Annotated in this window: 14 protein-coding genes and 2 tRNA genes; 9 read left to right on the top strand and 7 right to left on the bottom strand. The window is 35.1% G+C overall.

What is annotated here, in order from left to right; genetic code table 11:
• The first annotated feature begins 1 nt into the window (after position 1).
• From B8977_RS04410 to B8977_RS04420, 3 genes are all read left to right on the top strand, one after another.
• Positions 2–868 carry a TraB/GumN family protein gene (locus B8977_RS04410; protein ID WP_084016466.1) on the top strand — a complete coding sequence of 289 codons (867 nt, stop codon included), beginning with the start codon at positions 2–4 and terminating at the stop codon, positions 866–868.
• A 68-nt stretch (positions 869–936) separates the two neighbouring features.
• Entirely contained in the window at positions 937–2,610 is a 1,674-nt protein-coding gene (locus B8977_RS04415) for a M14 family metallopeptidase (protein ID WP_221405776.1), read from the top strand.
• A 2-nt stretch (positions 2,611–2,612) separates the two neighbouring features.
• Positions 2,613–3,125, top strand: a complete 513-nt coding sequence (locus B8977_RS04420) for a hypothetical protein (protein ID WP_084016468.1) — start codon at positions 2,613–2,615, stop codon at positions 3,123–3,125.
• Here B8977_RS04420 and B8977_RS04425 read toward each other — a convergent pair.
• The 3 genes from B8977_RS04425 to B8977_RS04435 are packed head-to-tail and all read right to left on the bottom strand — an operon-like array spanning position 3,115 to position 10,619.
• Positions 3,115–4,248 carry a THUMP domain-containing class I SAM-dependent RNA methyltransferase gene (locus tag B8977_RS04425; RefSeq protein WP_084016469.1) on the bottom strand — a complete coding sequence of 378 codons (1,134 nt, stop codon included), beginning with the start codon at positions 4,246–4,248 and terminating at the stop codon, positions 3,115–3,117. The genes B8977_RS04420 and B8977_RS04425 overlap by 11 nt on opposite strands.
• A gap of 48 nt (positions 4,249–4,296) precedes the next feature.
• Positions 4,297–7,401: a T9SS type B sorting domain-containing protein gene (locus tag B8977_RS04430; RefSeq protein WP_084016470.1), complete on the bottom strand. Its 3,105-nt coding sequence runs from the start codon at positions 7,399–7,401 to the stop codon at positions 4,297–4,299.
• 44 nt (positions 7,402–7,445) lie between these two features.
• The gene (locus B8977_RS04435) at positions 7,446–10,619 is read right to left on the bottom strand and encodes a T9SS type B sorting domain-containing protein (RefSeq protein WP_084016471.1); all 3,174 of its coding nucleotides are present in this window, start codon (positions 10,617–10,619) and stop codon (positions 7,446–7,448) included.
• An 82-nt stretch (positions 10,620–10,701) separates the two neighbouring features.
• On the opposite strand from B8977_RS04435, the gene B8977_RS04440 reads away from it, so the two are divergent.
• Positions 10,702–11,388, top strand: coding sequence for a ZIP family metal transporter (locus B8977_RS04440; protein WP_084016472.1), 687 nt, complete (start codon positions 10,702–10,704; stop codon positions 11,386–11,388).
• 27 nt (positions 11,389–11,415) lie between these two features.
• Here the strand turns inward: B8977_RS04440 and B8977_RS04445 are convergent, their stop codons facing one another.
• The 3 genes from B8977_RS04445 to B8977_RS04455 all read right to left on the bottom strand — a co-directional run bounded on the left by B8977_RS04445 (position 11,416) and on the right by B8977_RS04455 (position 15,606).
• Entirely contained in the window at positions 11,416–13,491 is a 2,076-nt protein-coding gene (locus tag B8977_RS04445) for a protein-disulfide reductase DsbD family protein (protein WP_084016473.1), read from the bottom strand.
• Positions 13,485–14,792 carry a tRNA lysidine(34) synthetase TilS gene (gene tilS / locus B8977_RS04450; RefSeq protein ID WP_084016474.1) on the bottom strand — a complete coding sequence of 436 codons (1,308 nt, stop codon included), beginning with the start codon at positions 14,790–14,792 and terminating at the stop codon, positions 13,485–13,487. Before tilS ends, B8977_RS04445 begins: the two co-directional genes overlap by 7 nt.
• An 82-nt stretch (positions 14,793–14,874) precedes the next feature.
• Complete coding sequence (locus B8977_RS04455; protein WP_084016475.1) at positions 14,875–15,606, bottom strand: hypothetical protein; 732 nt, start codon at positions 15,604–15,606, stop codon at positions 14,875–14,877.
• A gap of 60 nt (positions 15,607–15,666) precedes the next feature.
• On the opposite strand from B8977_RS04455, the gene B8977_RS04460 reads away from it, so the two are divergent.
• Positions 15,667–16,050, top strand: coding sequence for an RNA-binding S4 domain-containing protein (locus tag B8977_RS04460; RefSeq protein ID WP_084016476.1), 384 nt, complete (start codon positions 15,667–15,669; stop codon positions 16,048–16,050).
• On the opposite strand, the gene B8977_RS04465 is transcribed toward B8977_RS04460, so the two are convergent.
• Positions 16,019–16,543 carry a shikimate kinase gene (locus tag B8977_RS04465; protein ID WP_084016477.1) on the bottom strand — a complete coding sequence of 175 codons (525 nt, stop codon included), beginning with the start codon at positions 16,541–16,543 and terminating at the stop codon, positions 16,019–16,021. The two genes, B8977_RS04460 and B8977_RS04465, sit on opposite strands and share 32 nt — an antisense overlap.
• 157 nt (positions 16,544–16,700) lie before the next feature.
• On the opposite strand from B8977_RS04465, the gene B8977_RS04470 reads away from it, so the two are divergent.
• The 4 genes from B8977_RS04470 (at position 16,701) to B8977_RS04485 (ending at position 19,642) form a co-directional block, all read left to right on the top strand.
• A tRNA-Lys gene (locus B8977_RS04470) sits at positions 16,701–16,773 on the top strand.
• A gap of 81 nt (positions 16,774–16,854) precedes the next feature.
• Positions 16,855–16,927: transfer RNA gene (locus B8977_RS04475), tRNA-Lys, on the top strand.
• Positions 16,928–17,054: 127 nt separating this feature from the next.
• Positions 17,055–18,065 (top strand): ligase-associated DNA damage response exonuclease, encoded by a 1,011-nt coding sequence (locus B8977_RS04480; RefSeq protein ID WP_084016478.1) that lies wholly within the window; start codon positions 17,055–17,057, stop codon positions 18,063–18,065.
• Positions 18,062–19,642: an ATP-dependent DNA ligase gene (locus tag B8977_RS04485; RefSeq protein ID WP_084016479.1), complete on the top strand. Its 1,581-nt coding sequence runs from the start codon at positions 18,062–18,064 to the stop codon at positions 19,640–19,642. Before B8977_RS04480 ends, B8977_RS04485 begins: the two co-directional genes overlap by 4 nt.
• Position 19,643: the final 1 nt, after the last annotated feature.

Below are 19,643 nucleotides of genomic sequence, written 5' to 3' on the forward strand. Positions count from 1 at the left end.
TATGAAAAACATTTTCACGTTAACGTTTTTAATTTTATCTCAAATTATTTTTGCCCAAATCAATGAAAAATCCCTTCTTTGGGAAATCAGCGGAAACGGACTCAAGCAAAATTCCTACATATTCGGAACGATGCACATAATGTGTGCAGGCGATGTGGAAATGACTTCTAGAATCCAAAATGCTTTTAACAAAACCCAAAGTGTTTTACTAGAATTAGACATGGATGATCCTTCGCTGATGATGAAAATGATGCAGGCTTCTCTTTCTCAGGATGGGAAAACGGTTTCAGAAAAATTAGGAAAAGAATTGTCGGCAAAAGTAGATACGATTCTCAGAAAAAATTCTCCCATGACTTTGCAGATGGTCAATAACTTAAATCTTCCTACACTTTCGATGCAGATTGGAATGTTTGGATTGGATTGTGAAATGGATTTAGGTTACGATATGTTATTTGTGCAGGAAGCCAAAGCAAATAATAAAGAAATTCATGGATTAGAATCAGTTGAATTACAGATTCAGACATTGCTTTCGCAATCTGATGAGGAATCCAAAAAAGCAATAGAATACATTGTCAATAATTTTGGTGAAGTCAAATCTGAAATGAAAAAATTGATTACTACATACAAATCTGAAGATGTGCAGGATTTGTATGATATGACCAAAGCGACTTTTGAAGATCCGAAATATCCGCAGGGAAATCTGGATGATTTTTTAGATAATAGAAATGTTGCCTGGATTCCTATTATCGAAAAATCAATCAAAGAAAAACCAATTTTCATTGCGGTGGGAGCGGCTCATTTGGCGGGAGAAAAAGGCGTGATTAATTTGCTTCGAAAAGAAGGATACAAAGTAACTGCAGTGAAATAATTTCTAAAATGAATTCAAATTATTTACTCATAATAATTTTTTGCGCATCATTTTTAAAAGCACAAAATATGAAAACCCGATACGAAATTTCCAATGCAAAAGAAACTTCAACCTATTTTGAAACAATCGATTTCTGGGAAAATTTAGATAAATTTTCATCCAAAATAAAAATGGAAGAGAGGGGAATGACCGATGCGGGATTTCCGCTTCATTTGGTTATTATAGGCAATTTAGAAAATGAAAGTTTTGACTCCGCTCGGAAAAATAACAAACGCGTCATCCTTATCAACAACGGAATTCATCCGGGAGAACCTGATGGAATTGATGCAAGCATGATGCTGGCGCGAGACATTACAGAAAATAAAATCAAATTGCCGGACAACATCGTTTTGGCCATCATTCCTGTTTATAATATTGGCGGGATGTTGAACAGAAGCGCGAATTTTCGTGTGGATCAAAACGGACCGGATGAGTTTGGTTCAAGAGCCAATGGACAAAATTTAGATTTGAATCGGGATTTTATCAAATCTGATTCTAAAAATGCGCGTTCATTTGCGGAAATTTTTCATGAAGTAAATCCGGATGTTTTGGTAGATAATCATGTGAGCAATGGCGCAGATTATCAGCATGTAATGACTTTTTTGACGGCTCAATATTGTAGATTGGGAGGAGAAATGGGTGAATATCTGAACAAAGTCTTCGAACCTGCTATTTACAAATCCATGCAATCAAAAGGATATGATTTAATTCCTTATGTAAATGTTTGGGGTGGCGAAACGCCTGATAACGGTTGGATTGATTCTATGGATTCTCCCCGCTTCAGCAGCGGTTACGGAACACTTTGGAACACGTTTAGTTTCGTGCCGGAGACGCACATGCTCAAACCTTATCATCAAAGAGTTGATTCGACTTATGAACTGATGCTTTCTCTCATCGAATTCACTTCAAAAAACAGTGAAAAAATTAAAGAATTAAGAGAAGAGACCAACAAGAAAAACATTCATTCAAAAGAATTTCCAATTTCCTGGATGCTGGACAAATCAAAATATCAGGAATATTTGCTGAAAGGTTACGAAGCGGGACATAAAACGAGCGAAGTTTCGGGTTTGCCACGTTTGTATTATGATCAATCCAAACCTTTTGAAAAAATGATTCCGTTGTATAATTATTACGAACCTGAAACATTTATCCAAAAACCAAAAGCTTACATCATTCCGCAAGCTTGGTCGGAAGTGATTGAATTGCTTCAATTAAATCAGGTGAAAATGAATCAATTGGAAAATGATACTGACATTGAAGTCGAAGTTTATACTATCGAAAGTTACGAGTCAAGCAAACACGCTTACGAATCGCATCATATCAATTCAAATGTGAAAATTTCAAAGTCAACTAAAAATAAAACATTTAGAAAAGGAGATTGGTACATTCCGATGAACCAGACGGCGAATCGATTTTTGATTGAAACTTTGGAACCACAGGCACAGGATTCTTATTTTGCCTGGAATTTTTTCGATGGGATTCTCTCGCAAAAAGAAGGATTTTCCGCCTATGTTTTTGAAGATATTGCAGCAGATTTTTTAAAATCAAATCCTGAAGTAAGAAAAAAATTAGAAGACCAAAGAAAATCTGATCCGGAATTTGCAAAAGATGCGGATGCTCAATTGGAATTCGTTTTCAAAAATTCGCCGTGGTTTGAACCGGCATACAGACAGTATCCGGTTTATCGGGTTTTGGAGAAATAATTATGAAAAAATTCTTTAAATCTCTACTGTTTAGTTTTATTGTGTTTATTCTTATATTAATCTATGCTGTAATTCATAACCAATTCACATATGCAATTTCTCCTGAAATTTTCACTGAACTATTTTTTATTCGATTTGGATTTGTAGAATATGGAACTGATACCCCTAGATTATCAGCTTCTATAATAGGAATATGGGCGATATTATTCATTGCTTTTCTAATTTCCACACTTTATTTTGTAGCAACTTTACTACTAAAACCAAAGTTTAAAATAGTTATCAGAGCGATTCAAATTCATTTAATAACAACTATTGTCATCGGATTAACTGGACTTTTGTTTGGATATGTTTTTTGGGATAATTCAGTTTTCCCAAATCATATTCCAATTGATGTAATTAATTATAAAAACTATTCTGCTGGTATGCATATGCATGGATTTTCACATACCGGCGGTTTTATTGGAATTATTTTTAGTTTCATTTATTTGTACAAGAATAGAAATTCTAATTCTTAGCCGCTTTTTTGCTTCCTTCGTAAATATCATATCTGAGGAAATCACATTCGAGTTTTCCATTGAATATTTTGAGCTTTTTAGAAGGTTTCAGTCCTACGTATTTTTTGGCTGACAAATCGGAAGTGATGAACCAAGCTAAAGTATTTGGGTAGTTATTTTTCAAAGTATCGCCGATGGATTTGTAAAGGACTTCATTGTCGCTTTCAATTCTTTCGTTGTAAGGCGGATTAAACAAAACCAAAACCGGAAACAAATCTTTTTCAGACTTGAAAAAATCTTGGTATTTCACTTCGATAAAATCTTCCAAATCCGCATTGGTAATGTTTCTTTCAGCAATTCCCAACATCGTTGAATTGATGTCGTAACCTATAATTTTACCGTTGAATTCACGTACTTTGTTCAATCGCATTTCTTTGATTTTATCAAAAAGATCTTTGTCATAATCTTTCCAATTTTTGAAAGCAAAATGTCTGCGGTGGATTTGAGGCGGAATGTTTGCAGCAATCAAAGCCGCTTCTGTCAAAATCGTTCCTGAACCGCACATAGGATCGAGGAAATTTCCTTTTCCGTCCCACCCGGCAAGCTTCAATAATCCAGCTGCTAAAACTTCGTTGATGGGTGCGGGACCTGATTCCACTTTATATCCTCTTCGGTGAAGAGATTCTCCGCTGCTGTCCAGCGAAAGCGTTACTTTGTCGTGGCTGATGTGCAGATTAAACCAAATGTCCGGATTGTCTTTGTCAACACTCGGTCGTTTGCCCAATTTCTCCTGAAAACGATCGACCAAAGCATCTTTAACTTTCAATGCTGCATAATGCGAATGCGTAAAATAATCAGAATGAACAGTCGAATCGATGATAAAAGTTTGGTCAATGTCTATGTAATTTTCCCAATGGAAATTTCTAAACTTATCATACAATTGATGTTCAGTTTTGGCTGAAAATGAAAAGATTGGCTTGATGATTCTTAAGGCTGTTAGTAAGCTGTAATTGGCTTTGTACAAAAAGCCTTGATCGCCGTAAAATTCAACCAATCTATTTTTGATTTCCACATCTGCGGCACCAAGAGATTTAAGTTCATTTGCTAAAACTTCTTCGAATCCGAAAAAGGTTTTGGCTTGCATTCTGAAATTTTCCAATGAGAATTTTTTTGCAAAAGTAGGCTTTATTTTTTACCTGTTTCTAATTGTGATGTGTCCTGAAATTGATTTTCCTTCTTCAATGGTGATGATGTACCAGTAACTTCCTGATGGAAGTGGATTTCCTAAATACTTACCATCCCATCTGAAATTTGTTTGCATTTTTCTATCCATGAACATTTTACCGTATCGGTCAAATATTTTGATGGTTGCATCCGGATACATTTCCAATGCACGGATTTCCCAATAATCGTTGTATCCATCCCCATTTGGCGTGATTAGATTTGGAATTCCCAATACACCAAATAATTTAGCTTCGGAAATACAGCCGTATTTTGTCTTTACGAGCATGCTGTGGACACCTGAAGGAACGTTGTCTAATATAAAATAGTCGTGCCACGTCAATCCATTATTGTAACTATATTGGTAAGGAGCCTCGCCGCCTGCCGGGAAAACGGAAACAGTATTCCCATCTACTTTGATGTCCATGATAGTTGCTGAATGGTCAAAAATAACTTCGACTTTACGAATCGCTGGACAGGCATTTACGTTGCTTGTCACTTCTAAAGTGTGCATTCCTTCATTTTGGAACTCTACCATAGCAGAATTTCCCACTACATTTCCTTCAGCATCTCTCCAGGTATATGTCACAAAATTTTCTTCGAATTGATAAATTCTTTCCTCATCTTCACAAAATGCAATGTAAGGCGGCATTTCAAATTCAGGCACGCGCAATACTTCTACTTCAAATTCTGCGGTTCCACCGCATGAACCATCACTGCTTGTCGCTCTTGCATAAATTGACTGAGGATTCGAAGTATTCATAAATTCAGTAGGATTCTGGATAGCTCCGGTGCCCACTTGTGCATTTTCAATGCTGGTATGGTAGGTGATTGTGAAATTTGTGCCACCCAAAGCATTGGTAATATCCGGATTCATAGTGGTTAAATCGAACGTAGATTTTTCATCATTTATTCTGGTCGGATCGTCACATTGTTGAAATAAATTTTGAATTTCCTCATGTAAAATTAATGTAGTAAGTGTCACTTCAGATATAGAATAACACCCATCTGCTGTTTCTACTCTCACAAAAATTACTTGATCTGGAGATGTATTGTTATAATTTAAAGGAAGCGGATTTTCATCATTTTCAGCTTCAAGATGAGTTAAATGATAAGAAAAATCTAACCCGGTAACATTGGCTACAATTTCATCGTTGATGTCAGGAAGGTTGTAAGTAGTATATTCTGAGAAACTACAATTTTCAAAAATTTGATTTGAAACAACAGGATTTAAATTGTATTCTAAAATGAATGAACCTACCTGCACACAACCCTGATTGTCAATCATTCTTACCCAGATTGTTTGTGGACTTTGAATGTTAGGATAATTTGTTGGTGTATTTATGATTGCGTTTCCTTGTCTGGCTCCCGCTTCAGAAAGATGATATGATATTGTATAATCGGTAGGATTTGCGCCATTTAAAACAAAATTATTTTGAGTTGTCAAATCTGTTATGATTCCTGTTTCATTGGGTCCGTCTATACAAGAAATCATATCAGGAATTGTATATGCTAAATTTTGAGGAGGCGTAATCTGAATTGTAAAATCATCTATAATGAAACATCCCGTTCCATCATCTAATCTTGCATAGATAGTTTGAGTGGGAGAGGTGTTTGGGTAACTGTTTGGAGTTGTGATAAATGGTGTGCCGTTTTGTGCAGCAGTCATGGATTCATAATAGCGGATATTTACAAAATTTTGTCCACCGATGATTTGCTGTCCGGCGATATCCAAATCAAACAGAACTTCACCATCGTCATTTGCATCGCATAAAACCAATGGTTGTGGTTCGTTAAAAACTGGGGTGAATCTAAGTCTTATCTGCTGCTGGTCCGTGTTATTATTTTCATTAAACTCGATGACTATTCCATTACCTGTGCCATCATCATCTACTTTGGCTATCAAATCAAAATTAACGGGTATTGTATCTGGAATCGTAATTGTAATTGTGCCTCCTGTTTCTGTTCCACCAATGGCTATATCGCTTACAGTTGCAGAAGTTCCGACAAGCGTTGTGTCTGCATAAAAGGCAATGGGTGTTCCGGCTGGTAAAATATCTGTAGCAATTAAATTGGAAACTGTGTAATCAATGGAAATGTCTCTATCATCACAATCACCTATGGCATGCTGTATCTCGATGGTAGCATCAGCAACTTCACTATTCAAGACTACTACAATATTGTTGAGAATTACGGCATCGCTAAAAGTTGAAAAACTGCCACCGGTTTGTAATTCAATCAGTAAAGAATTGTCTCCAATATTTGTGAGATCATTTATATTAAAATAATCCATATCCATATTATAGAGTTCATCACTTCCTGTAAAACTATTAGTGCCATTGAAGACATTATCGGCAGGATTTAAAGGCGGGTTACTTACAAGAGTACCGTTTATTCTTAATTCTTCATCTTGACTGTTCCCTACATCACCTTCCCATGACAAAAAAGCTATCTTGTTCCCTACCAAGTGTAAAACATTTAAATTGTTTAATTGTATAGCCACATTAGGATCATTTCTGTCAAGTCTTGTAAATCCATCATAGATGTTTACTAAGTTATTACTTAAAGTTGCATCCTCATAAACAATTAAAATTGACCAACCACCAAAATTACCACCTGTTGAGCAATAAGGAGGTATCACAGCGCTTAAATCAAAATCGGAAACTGTATAAATTCCATTCCCTGTAGCTCGAACTAATGCAGTCACATCTGAAAAAGCACCAAAAGTAGGACGAGCAGGAGAACTTCCCATTGTAACCGTAAAAGTTCTATCTACAGATACTGTATTACCGTTTAACTTTATGTCTAAATCTGCTTGAGTCAGTGAACCAGAACCTGCCCAGTAAAGATATGCAGCTTCAATATTTTGACCAGCTGATAAATTTAAAGTCGCACTTGTCTGAGTTAAAAAATCACAATAAGCACCTCCTCCGCCATTTGGGAATTCATTCATTGTGTTACCTATCATGGTAAAATCATATTTACCAAGAAAGCTAAATCTATAGTCTATCGCTTGAGATTTTGCAACTATCACCAAAAGCATTAGTAATGTTGAAAGGCTGATTTTTTTTATCATGTATTATTTAAGAGAAAACGCTGTAAATGTAAATTAAATTTTGATTAATTTTTAATTGTTATGTGACCAGAAAGAGATTTGTCTTTATCAACAATTATGATGTACCAGTAACTACCAGATGGAAGCGGTCGTCCCATGTATTTTCCATCCCATTCAAATTGTCCCTGCATATTTCTGTCAATGAAAATTTTACCATATCGGTCAAATATTTTGATATGAGCATCAGGATAAGCTTCCAATCCTCTAACCGTCATGTAATCATTGTAACCATCTCCATTTGGAGTAATTACATTTGGGATTCCTAATACGCCAAATAATTTTCCTTCTGAGATGCATCCATTTGCTGAACGAACCAGCATATAGAATATTCCCGACTCAATGTTTGGAAACGTATTATAAGGACTCCATGTCAGACCATTGTTGTAACTATATTCAAACGGACCGTTTCCTATAACATTTACTCTTACAAAATTACCGTCAACTTCAATTTCCGATACGATAGGAGATGGTTCTACAATAACATTAATCTCGCGAGCTGCCGGACAATCAAATCCATTGGAAGTAACTTCCAGGGTATAAATTCCTCCCTGCTCGAATGTAACAGAATTTTGGTTACTTACTATATCTCCATTTGGATTTATCCATGTGTAGGAATCAAACTGCTCTTCAAATTCAAAAAACTTTGTTTCATTGACACAGAATGTTATGCTAGGAGTTAATTCAAATTCAGGAACAGGATTTACTCTCAGCAAAAATTCAGCTGTTCCGATGCAAGCATTTTCACCATCAAAAACACGTGCGTAAATGGTTTGTGTGTTGGTTGTGTTTTCAAATTGGGTTGTGTTTGAAATTTCATCTGAATTTTCCTGAGCGCGCTCAAGAGTTGTATAATATTTGACTGTATAATTCAAACCTCCAAATTGATTTTGAATTTCTTCATCCATTTCTGTCAAATCAAATTCAGCAATTCCATCATTTTCCGATAGTGGATCATCACAGATTTCTAAAATATCGTTTAAAGTTTCGTGCAAAAGGTGAGTGGTGATAAGATTTATTTCAGAAATGTTGAAACAACCATTTTCATTTTCAACTCTTACGTAAATGATTTCATCAGGATTGGAATTCGTATAGTTTTCGTTAATGGGTTGCACGGCATCAAACGCATTATTATAAGAAAGGTAATAAGTGAATTCTAGTCCGTCTGGATTGTAATTAATTTCATTGTTTACATCAGGCAGATGATATTCAAAAAGACCATCTATACTGCAGTTTTCCCATGTTAGGTCATGAGCATCCGGTGCAGAATTAAATCCTAAAGTTAAAACTACATATTCTTTACAAGTTTGATTGCCGTTTTCAATTGAAACATAAATTTCAGTAAGGTCGCCTGTATATTCATAATTTTCCGGATCAAAAATTTCTTCAGTTCCGCTTGTCATATCTCCAAATGAGGGGAAATATTGAAGTGTTACGTTAATTCCTTCTGTGACTACCAATTCATTTTGTGTTAAATCTATAATTTCGTAATTATCGTTCAAATTATCACAAATCAAAGGCATCGTCCAGTTTTGAATTTCCGGAAATTCATTTACAATTAGTGTCAGTTCCTCTGTCGCTGAACATGTTGAATTAGCATTAGCGTAAAAAGTTTTTACATAAATAATTTGAGGATTTTGTGTGTTTTCAAAACTTTCTGGTGAGGTAATTTGCTGTGTAAGTGCCGGATCGGTGTAATATTCAAATTCCAAGTCCGTCAAACTTGAAGTCACCATCAAATCGTTATAAGTAGTCAAATCAAATTCAACAACTCCATCTCCGTTTTCATCACAAACTGAATAATTTTGAGCTTGCATAACTGGTAATAGTGAAGTTTGTAATGTTAGTGAAGCTACTCTATAGCAGCCCAATCCACTTTCAACTCTTACATAAACAGTGATCTCCCCATTTACGGGAAAGTTTTGAGGCGATGCTATGAAATCATCTGCATCAGCTGTTTCAGCTCCGGCTTCAGTATTATAATGAGTATATGTTACATCTAAGCTGGTGGATATTTCTGAATTAAAATCTTCCAAGTTGAAATTGTAAGAACCATCAACAGTACACATTAAAGGTTCTGTATAATTATTTACTTCAGGAGAAATTCTAAAAAGCACATTTACAGTATCTTCTTGTTCACAACCATCTTCAAGCGCTACGGTTACTTTATAGTTTCCTGATTCTGTAATTGTTAGAGATTCGCCACTTTCGCCGGGAATTAATTCATCTTCTAAATACCATTTTATGATAGCATCGGGATTATGTACATCAACATACAATGTATATTCCGGATCATCGCAAACTACTTGCACATCTTCCAATTCAATTCCGCCTTCATCCATAAGCGTTGATCCTAAACTGAAAGAGCCTGCTTCGAGGAATACGGCTGAATCGTAATTACTATCCCCAATATCACTTACCAATAATCGAATATGATAAGTTTGTCCTGCTATTACCTCTGAGTAAGCTGTTAATGGGACTGTTCTTCCACCATATCGTATATCTTGAAACGCTGGCCACGGAGAAGTTCCTCCAACATAAAACTCTTCATATCCACACCACTCATCATTCACATTATTGATAGTAACCGGTAATCCATTTGGTAATAATGCAATATTCTTTCCAGATAATCCGGGATCATTCACAATTCCTGGCCCACTTATTATGAAGCCAAATACGTCATTATAATTACCGAAAGGGCCGGGACAAGCGTAATCAGGATATTCTTCAGATGCAAAAATATAATTGAATGAAATTTCATTTGCCTGTGGAATAAAATCAAATTCAAAAACTGTTGCATCATGACTTTGATAACCAGAGTCAGACAATATGCGAGCATCATTATCTCCAGCCCAGCTTCCAGAAGAAACAACTGGACCATCATTCGGACCTTCTGCTTCTTTAGCTTTCCCAGAGGTTAAAACAATACCACTCTCAAAAGGAAAATTGGAATTACCTTTTTCGAAATAGCCCCAACTACGGTTTTGCGCACTCGCATTTGTGTTATGTTTGATGCTAAAATTTTCAATTGCCGAACATTCTCCTCCATCGATAAGAACTTCGAGCGTAAGTTGTTCCGCGGTCAAAGCAGATTCAGGTGCAGAAGCAGGATTCACAATTATACTTTGTGCAAATATAAATGATGAAACCATTGCCAGAAGCAATAGTAAAAAATGTCTCATGTGTTAATTAATTGTGTTGAACGAATTTAATGATAATTAATGAATTAACTATAATTTAACGAAAGAGTTCTACATTTGCGTCATGATTGACATTTTGCTGCTTATTTTATCCGTAGTAATCGGTAGTATTTTAGGTTATTTTTTTTCATCCAATAAAATTTTGTCTAAGTTTTTACTGACTTTCAGTGGAGCTTATTTTTTGGGAATCACTGTCTTAGAAATTTTTCCTGGTGTTTATGAAGGACATAGTCATACAATCGGGTTATTTGTTTTAGCAGGATTGTTATTTCAAATTATTGTAGAATCTTTGAGTAAAGGAGCAGAGCATGGTCATGTTCATTTTCAAAAAAATCAGCAAATTCCCGTAAGTATATTCATTGGTCTTTTTCTTCATTCTTTTTTTGAGGGAATGCCTGTCGGACACCAGCATTCGGATAGTCTTTTGTGGGCAATTGTCATTCATAACATTCCTATTACAATGGTTTTGTTTGGAGCAATTTCCAATATGACGGATTCATTGAGAAACAAAATTTTATTCTTGTCGTTATTTGCAATCGCAGGACCACTTGGCGTTTTGTTTGGAGATACAATTTTAGCTCAGTATCATAAAGAAGTAACTGCATTTGTCGGAGGGATTTTCCTTCACATCGCAACCGTTATTTTATTCGAAAGTACAGACAGCCATAAATTCAAAACCCAGAAAATAGTAACACTACTTCTGGGTTTTGCTATTGCTTATCTGACTATCAGTTTAAGTCACAGTCATTGATTTTAGACTATACTCGAATTGAAAATGCTATTTCTTATTGGCATTATAACCATCGATGCCTTGTTTCATCCATTTATAATATTCTTCAACATCATAAATCGCACCCAAGGGTTTGTTATATTCATTTAAATTTTCATCTACAATGATGTAATAAGGCTGTGCATTATTGTTGTATTGTTCAATTTCAAATGCAGTCCATTTGTTCCCGACAGTTTTCAAATTACGCCCTAAAGCTTTGGAAAAAATTTGTTGGTCTTTTGGTAATTCCGTTCTTTCATCTACATAAAGAGAGACCAAAACGACTTCATCCAAGAGTAACTGTTTGATTTTCTGATCAGACCAAACACGTTCTTCTACCTTACGGCAATTCGCACAGGCATGACCAGTAAAGTCAATCATAATTGGTTTATTGATTTTTTTGGAATGTTCAATGGCGTCAGCCATATCCAAAAATGCAGGAATCTGATGAGGACCGTATTTTTGCCCTTGGATTAATCCCGTGGAAGTCGAAGAAGAACTGCTAATAGTTCCACCTGAAAATCCTACTCCATTTGGCGACTCTGAATATTGAATAGGAGGTGTCAATCCACTAAGTAATTTTACAGGCGCACCCCACATTCCCGGAATCATATAAATCACAATAGAGGCAAATAAAGTTGCAAAAAATAATCTTGGTACTCCTATCCGGTCTTGTGGAGAGTCCATTTTCATTCTAAATCCTCCAATGAGATATATCACTAGTAGACTTCCTATTGCAATCCATATAGCTAAAAAAGCTTCTCTTTCTAAAATATGTGCTTGCCAAACTAAATCAGCATTTGATAAAAATTTAAAAGCAAATGCTAACTCAATAAATCCTATACAAACTTTCACTACATTCATCCATCCTCCTGATCTTGGCAGCGAGTTTAACCAACTTGGAAATATGGCAAATAATACAAAAGGCAGAGCTAATGCAATAGAAAAGCCTAAAGACCCAATTATTAAAGCTAAATAACTATCCGAATCTTTAGCTTGTGCAGCTAAACCTCCAATGATAGGTACAGTACAAGAAAAAGAAATCAGAACAAGTGTAAATGCCATAAAGAAAATCCCTACATAGCCTCCTTTGTCTGCCTGTTTATCAGTGAAGTTAGCCCAGCTAGAAGGAAGTGTAATTTCAAAGGCACCGAAAAATGATATTGCAAATAGTATAAATATTGCAAATAACATAATATTTAACCATGGATTTGTAGCAAATTCATTTAGTGCAGAGCCCCCAAATATCAACGTAATTAATGAAGCAAATCCCACAAAAATTACAACAATAGACAATCCGTAGATTAATGCTTTAAAAATTCCTTGGCTTCTATTACCACTCTGTTTTGTAAATAAACTTACTGTTAATGGAATCATTGGAAAAATACAAGGCATTAACAAAGCTAGAAATCCACCAATTATTCCTTTTAAAAAAATACCCCAAAGTCCGCCTTCTTCTTCAGAATCAGATTGAATATTTGATGAAACAGTAGTAGTTTTTGTCGAATCTTGTGATTCCATAATATTTGCTGCAATAACTTCTGTAGAATCTTGCGTTGAAATTTCAGTTGAATCAACCGATGTAACGTCTTCTTTATTAGTACTTTCATCAGAATTTTCTTCTTTTGTTTTTGGAATTATTTTTACCGAATAATCCAACCAATCAGGCGGCAAACATTTTTCAGCATCACAAACCTGAGTTTCCGCGCTGAATTTAATTTCAACCGGTTTCTCAGATTTTAATTTTACTTTTTGTTTGAAAGTAACTTTGCTCTCATAATATTTCTCCTGTTGTTCAAACAGTTCACTGTATTTGTCTAATAATTTTCCCGATTCGGTAGTTTTTCCAATTAACTCATAATTAGAATTCTTTTCAAATGTGATAGTTGCTGGAATTCCCGTTCCATCCGTAGGGTGTTGCTGTGAATACATGTGCCAGCCACTCTCTATTTTGGCATGAAGCGAAATTTCGTATTCATTGTTACCTAAATCTTTGGTTTCCGTGCTCCATTTCACAGGAGTCAAAACCTGCGCATTGACCAGAAAGGGCAACAGCAGTAAAAAAAATAAAGTCCTCTTTAGCATAAGTAAATATTTAAGAATTTGTGTGTGTTCTCTGTTATTTTAAATCGGTCATCGATTCGAATCCCTGTTACATAAACGATTCGGTCTTCATCATCGACTAACAACCAACTGTCTTCTTTGTCAATTTTGGAGAATTTTTCGTCTTTGAAAAATTTGCTCAACTTTTTTGAACCCCTCATTCCAAATGGAAAAAAAACATCTCCGGTTTTTGCCTTTCTCAATCGAAGCGGAAAAGAAATTTTCTCGACATCCAGCGTTTCTGAAGCCGAAAAATCTCTTACTTCTGATTTTGAAAGTCTCAAATTTAGCGGTTTTTGTATTAACTTTCCATCTTCCACTATAAATTCCTCTGATTCCTTTATTTTTGTTTGTCGGGAAAGAATTAATTCTCCACGATTTTTGATCAATCTATATTCATTTGAGTTGATTTCACTTCCTTCATTTGCATCCATTAACCTCTCAATTTCAAGCGGATGCATAAATCCAAATTTTGAAAACAAATGAAACAAAGAAGAATTAAACGGCTGCAATTCTTTCAATTTTTGAATGGAAACTGAATAATTATTTTTCGCAGAAATGAACAATTCATCTGATAAATTTTCGAATTGATTTTGAATGATTGTCTTTTCGTCTTTTAAAATTTGAATGGATTTGGAAAAATTAGCTAAAAATTCAGGATGAATTTCATTCAAAACAGGAACTATTTGATTGCGAATTTTATTTCTAATGTAATCATCGGTTGCATTACTTACATCTTCCCGCCACCGAATTTGATTCAATCCTGCATATTCTAAAATGGATTTTTTGGAAATATTGTAAAGCGGGCGAATGATTTCATTTTGCTGGAATTGAATGCCGGTCAAACCATTTATGCCAGAACCACGCGAAAGATTGATCAAAAAAGTTTCCAACGAATCGTTCAAATGATGGGCTGTTACTAATAGATTAAATTGATTTTCCTGCATCAATTTTTTAAACCAAGCATAACGCAAATCACGCGCTGCCATTTGTGTGGAATGATTTCCCGACTGTTTATATTCTTTTACATTAAATGTCTTAGAATGAAATTTAATTTGATTTTGGATACAATAATTTCTGACGAATTCTTCATCTAAATCAGAATCATTTCCTCTGAGTTGAAAATTGCAGTGAGCTACAGAAAAATTCAGTTTTAATTTCAGAAATAAATCGCATAAAACCATGCTGTCAATACCACCGCTTACTGCTATCAAAAATTTAGATTGAGAAATCTTACTCAATCTATTGATGTTATTTTTAAATTCTGAGAGTAAAAATTCCATAAAAGAGTCCCAAATTTAAGAAAATAAAAAAGTGTAAACGAAAAATTCATTTACACTTTTAAATATATTATCAGAGAATATTTTAAGGAATTCTTTCGATTACTTTGTGCAATTCGAAATTAACTACAAAACTACAATCTCTACAGCTATAGTTTCTGGATCCACTTAAATAATCGATATCTCTTCCATATGCCAATCTTGAAGGAACTACAATCGCTCCTTGAAAATTATACAAATCAGATCCGTTAGTATTAGTGGAATTAAAATGTTTCAAACCTTCCGTAAAACCTTCCATCACATAATGTCTAAGATTGATACCATTATCAATTTGTGTAGCATTTAAATGAACATAATAAAAAATAGGATCCCAAGCTGGTGTACCTGAAGGATTAAGAGTTGAGAAAAATACTGATATAGGTCTATAAGGTTTCCCTCCTTCTGGTAGGTCTTTATAACTTGCTTTAAATGCTTTTGTTTCATGCGATATCAAAATACTGTCTTTTGTATTGTCATCAGCAATCGGTCCTTCAGCAATAACGCCTGGTCTTTTCACAATCCAAACACCGGAAGGTAACTTTGTTCCTTGAGAATGAAGCGTAGGGTAGTCATTGTCCGTAGAATCTATATCACTAAATTCTTTAATTAAACCTTTTTCAGAATCAAAATAGTGATTTTTAAGATACTCTATTATGGCATCATCATCGACTTGATTTTGTTCTTCTACGGGAAGTTCATCAATTCCATCGTCATCATTTTTACAAGCTGTGAAGAATATTCCCAGAGCAAGAATGGTCAAACCCCATTTTTTCATCATAATTTTTGTTATTTAATTTGCGAATTTACAAAAATATAGTTCCTTAGCAGAAATTTAACAATGCGTTTAGATAAATTACTTTGGAGCGTACGATATTTCAAAACCCGCAGCCAGGCAACTGAAGCCTGCAAAAAGAACCGGATAAAAGTAAATGGTGCCGTAGCAAAGGCTTCGCGTGAAATTGTAGCATCAGATACAATTGAGGTCAGAAGAGACCAGATCGATTACCAATTTCAGGTTTTACAAGTCCCTAAAAGCCGTATAGGACCTAAATTGGTAACGCTTCATATTGTTGACAAAACACCTAAAGAAGAATTGGAAAAATTAGAACTCAGAAAACTTTCACAAGATTATTACCGTGAAAGAGGAGAGGGCAGACCCACGAAAAAAGACCGCAGGGATTTGGATGAATTTACCTCTGAGGAAGATCAACAAGATGAATGATTTCTTCCGAAATTTCACTTACTGATTTAAATTGAATATCAATTTTAAAATTTGACTCTTCATAAAAATTCCTTCTTTCAAACAAATGTTTCGCAATAAATTCAAGCAGGTCTTCATCAGCAAGATGTGCAATCATCGGTCTGCTTAATTTTTCATTAATTAATCTTTCCGATAAGAATTTGGGATTTGCCCGTAAATAAATAGAAATTGTCTCTTCATTAATCAAATTCATATTGTCATAATAAACAGGCGTTCCACCGCCCACAGCCAAAATGAAATCAGATTTGGTGTTTAAAATATCCATCAAAACTTCTCTTTCAATCTTTCTAAATCGAATTTCGCCCAATTCTTTAAATAATTCAGAAATGGTTTTTTTGGTATGATTTTCAATTAATTTATCTAAATCTAAAAAATCAGTCTTTAATTTTTCAGCTAATTCTTTTCCAATCGTGGTTTTTCCACTTCCCATATACCCAATCAAAGAAACTTTCATGAATTTAATCTTTTTGCAAAAGTGCAAAAAATCTTAAAATCAGTACATTAAAAAAGGAATGAAAAAAACTTCCAAAAAAAATCAGAAATGGTTTTGCATATAAAATGTTATTTATATATTTGCACCCCGTTAACGTTACAATAACGCAATGCGGAATGACTCGGTAGCTCAGTTGGTAGAGCACAACACTTTTAATGTTGGGGTCCTGGGTTCGAGCCCCAGCCGGGTCACTAAGAAACGAAACTATTGTTTCGTTTTTTTTTTCAAAATTTATCAGTTTTTAATTGATATCAAAAGGGTATTTTTATAAAGACTCGGTAGCTCAGTTGGTAGAGCACAACACTTTTAATGTTGGGGTCCTGGGTTCGAGCCCCAGCCGGGTCACTAAAGCCAAATGAATTAATTTTCATTTGGTTTTTTTTTATTTTTTGCTTCATAAATTCTAGTGATTTATTCTTCGGTATTTTTTTTGTTATTAATGAATTCAAATTCATTAAACTAACTAAAATTCATGCTCAAATTCACTCCAAAAGGTATTTATTGCGTTCCCGGTAAATTCTACATAGACCCTTGGCGGCCTGTAGATTTAGCATTGATTACGCACGGACACGCTGACCATGCCCGTTGGGGAATGAGAAAATATTTATGTCATCACTTTACAGTTCCGATTTTGAAAAGCAGAATCGGAAAAGACATTCAAGTTCAAGGAATTGGATACAATGAAAATCTGCTGATTAATGATGTGAAAGTCTCTTTTCATGCGGCAGGACACATCATTGGTTCAGCGCAGATTCGTTTGGAACACAAAGGAAAAGTAGTTGTGATTTCCGGTGATTATAAAGTTCAGGATGATAATCTTTCTACACCTTATGAAGTAGTTAAATGCCATGAATTTATAACAGAAAGCACTTTTGGACTTCCGATTTACAATTGGTTGAGTGTAGAAAAACAAAATGAACAACTTCAAAACTGGGTTTTGAACAATCAATCCAATGGAAAAACTTCAGTTTTTGTGGGTTATTCTTTAGGAAAAGCACAGCGAATCATGAAAGCCATTGAAGGAATTTCACCTATAAATGTGCATTATTCCATCGGTAAATTAAATGAAGCTTATGAAAGCGTTGGAATTAAATTGCCTGAATATTCGACCATGGATCTGCGTGAAGATGCAAAATATTTAAACAAAGGAATTGTAATTGTACCTCCATCTTTGCTTGATTCCAATGTAATACGAAAAATTCCTAACCGCGCAACTGCGATTTGTTCTGGTTGGATGCAGGTTCGCGGGGCTAGAAGATGGCGCAGTGCTGATGCCGGATTTGCTATCAGCGACCACGCAGATTGGAGCGGATTGCTCGAAGCAATTAAAGCTACAGAAGCCGAGAAAGTTTATGTAACGCACGGACAAACAGCGGTTTTTAGCAAATATTTGAATGAAATGGGAATTTATGCGGAAGAATTAAAAACCGAATTCGGTTCTGATGATGAGGAAGTTGAATCTATAAATTCTCTAGAAATATGAAAGAATTTGCAACACTCATCAACGCACTCGACAGCACCAATAAAACTACTTTAAAACTGGAAGCCATCAATCAATTTTTAATCGATGCAAGTAACGATGACAAACTTTGGTTTCTGGCATTATTTACCGGAAAACGTCCCAAAAGAAACGTCAACACAGGCTTCATGAAACAGTGGGCGATGGAATTGGCGAAAATTCCCGAATGGTTGTTTTTGGAATCCTATTCGTCAGTTGGCGATTTGGGCGAAACGATTTCTTTGATTTTACCACAACCTGAAATTTCAATCGAAAAAAGTTTGTCCGAATGGATGAATTTAATTATGGATTTAAAGGATAAATCTGATGTAGAAAAGAAAGAATTTGTCCTAAATGCTTGGAACAATCTACCTCACAACGAACGGTTTATTTTCAATAAATTATTAGGCGGAAGTTTCCGTGTCGGTGTTTCGTCAAAAGGTTTAATCAACGCTTTAGCAAAACATTACGACATGGATGCAAGCTCCGTTACACACAGCATTATGGGAGAATGGAACATTACTGAAGCGAATTTTGATGATTTGATTCAAGGAAAATATGCCGACACACAATTATCGAAACCTTATCCATTTTGTCTGGCGTATGCATTGGAAAAAGAACCTGAAGATTTAGGAGAAATTAATGACTGGCAGGCTGAATATAAATGGGACGGAATCCGCGGACAGTTCATCAAACGGGGCGGCGAAGTTTTCATTTGGTCACGTGGAGAAGAATTGGTGACTGATCAATTTCCCGAAATCAAACAACAATTAATGAATTGGAAAGGGAATTTTGTAATCGACGGAGAAATTTTAGCTTACAAAGAAAATCAGGTTTTGAATTTTTCTGAATTACAAAAAAGATTGAATCGAAAAAATTTAACCAAAAAAATGATGGAAGAAATTCCGGTTGTGGTTTTTGCATATGATTTGATGGAATGGGAAAATGAAGACTGGCGAAGTAAATCTATGAAGGAACGACGATCAAAACTTGAAGAATTATTCAATTTAAATCTTTCTAAAAATATCTTTTTGTCTCAAATCATTTCAGAAAATAACTGGGACAAATTAAAGGAAATCAGAGAAAATTCACGCTCGGTCAACAACGAAGGATTGATGTTGAAAAACAAAAAATCACCTTATCATACCGGAAGAAAAAAAGGAGATTGGTGGAAATGGAAAATCGATCCGCTGACCATTGACGCGGTTTTGATCTACGCACAAAAAGGAAGCGGACGAAGAAGCGGTTTTTATACAGACTACACTTTTGCAGTCAAAAAAGAGGACAAATTGGTTACGATTGCCAAAGCTTATTCAGGATTGACGGACAAGGAAATTCAGGAAGTGAGCCGTTTTGTCAACAAAAATGCAATTGAAAAATTTGGTCCGGTACGAACAGTAAAACCTGAATTGGTTTTTGAAATTGCTTTTGAAGGGATCGGTTTCAGCAACCGCCACAAATCCGGTGTTGCTTTGCGTTTTCCGAGAATTGTGCGGTGGCGAAAAGATAAAACTGTGGCTGACATTGACGATATAGAAGAAATTAAATTAATGATTCATTGAT

It is taken from the genome of Moheibacter sediminis (assembly GCF_900176425.1).
Taxonomy (GTDB): domain Bacteria; phylum Bacteroidota; class Bacteroidia; order Flavobacteriales; family Weeksellaceae; genus Moheibacter; species Moheibacter sediminis.

What these genes read in the sequence shown, in the direction of transcription:
- B8977_RS04410 (WP_084016466.1), top strand. Translation starts at nt 2, where the DNA reads ATGAAAAACATTTTCACGTTAACGTTTTTAATTTTATCTCAAATTATT.
- B8977_RS04415 (WP_221405776.1), top strand. Translation starts at nt 937, where the DNA reads ATGAAAACCCGATACGAAATTTCCAATGCAAAAGAAACTTCAACCTAT.
- B8977_RS04420 (WP_084016468.1), top strand. Translation starts at nt 2,613, where the DNA reads ATGAAAAAATTCTTTAAATCTCTACTGTTTAGTTTTATTGTGTTTATT.
- B8977_RS04425 (WP_084016469.1), bottom strand. Translation starts at nt 4,248, where the DNA reads ATGCAAGCCAAAACCTTTTTCGGATTCGAAGAAGTTTTAGCAAATGAA.
- B8977_RS04430 (WP_084016470.1), bottom strand. Translation starts at nt 7,401, where the DNA reads ATGATAAAAAAAATCAGCCTTTCAACATTACTAATGCTTTTGGTGATA.
- B8977_RS04435 (WP_084016471.1), bottom strand. Translation starts at nt 10,619, where the DNA reads ATGAGACATTTTTTACTATTGCTTCTGGCAATGGTTTCATCATTTATA.
- B8977_RS04440 (WP_084016472.1), top strand. Translation starts at nt 10,702, where the DNA reads ATGATTGACATTTTGCTGCTTATTTTATCCGTAGTAATCGGTAGTATT.
- B8977_RS04445 (WP_084016473.1), bottom strand. Translation starts at nt 13,491, where the DNA reads ATGCTAAAGAGGACTTTATTTTTTTTACTGCTGTTGCCCTTTCTGGTC.
- tilS (WP_084016474.1), bottom strand. Translation starts at nt 14,792, where the DNA reads ATGGAATTTTTACTCTCAGAATTTAAAAATAACATCAATAGATTGAGT.
- B8977_RS04455 (WP_084016475.1), bottom strand. Translation starts at nt 15,606, where the DNA reads ATGATGAAAAAATGGGGTTTGACCATTCTTGCTCTGGGAATATTCTTC.
- B8977_RS04460 (WP_084016476.1), top strand. Translation starts at nt 15,667, where the DNA reads ATGCGTTTAGATAAATTACTTTGGAGCGTACGATATTTCAAAACCCGC.
- B8977_RS04465 (WP_084016477.1), bottom strand. Translation starts at nt 16,543, where the DNA reads ATGAAAGTTTCTTTGATTGGGTATATGGGAAGTGGAAAAACCACGATT.
- B8977_RS04480 (WP_084016478.1), top strand. Translation starts at nt 17,055, where the DNA reads ATGCTCAAATTCACTCCAAAAGGTATTTATTGCGTTCCCGGTAAATTC.
- B8977_RS04485 (WP_084016479.1), top strand. Translation starts at nt 18,062, where the DNA reads ATGAAAGAATTTGCAACACTCATCAACGCACTCGACAGCACCAATAAA.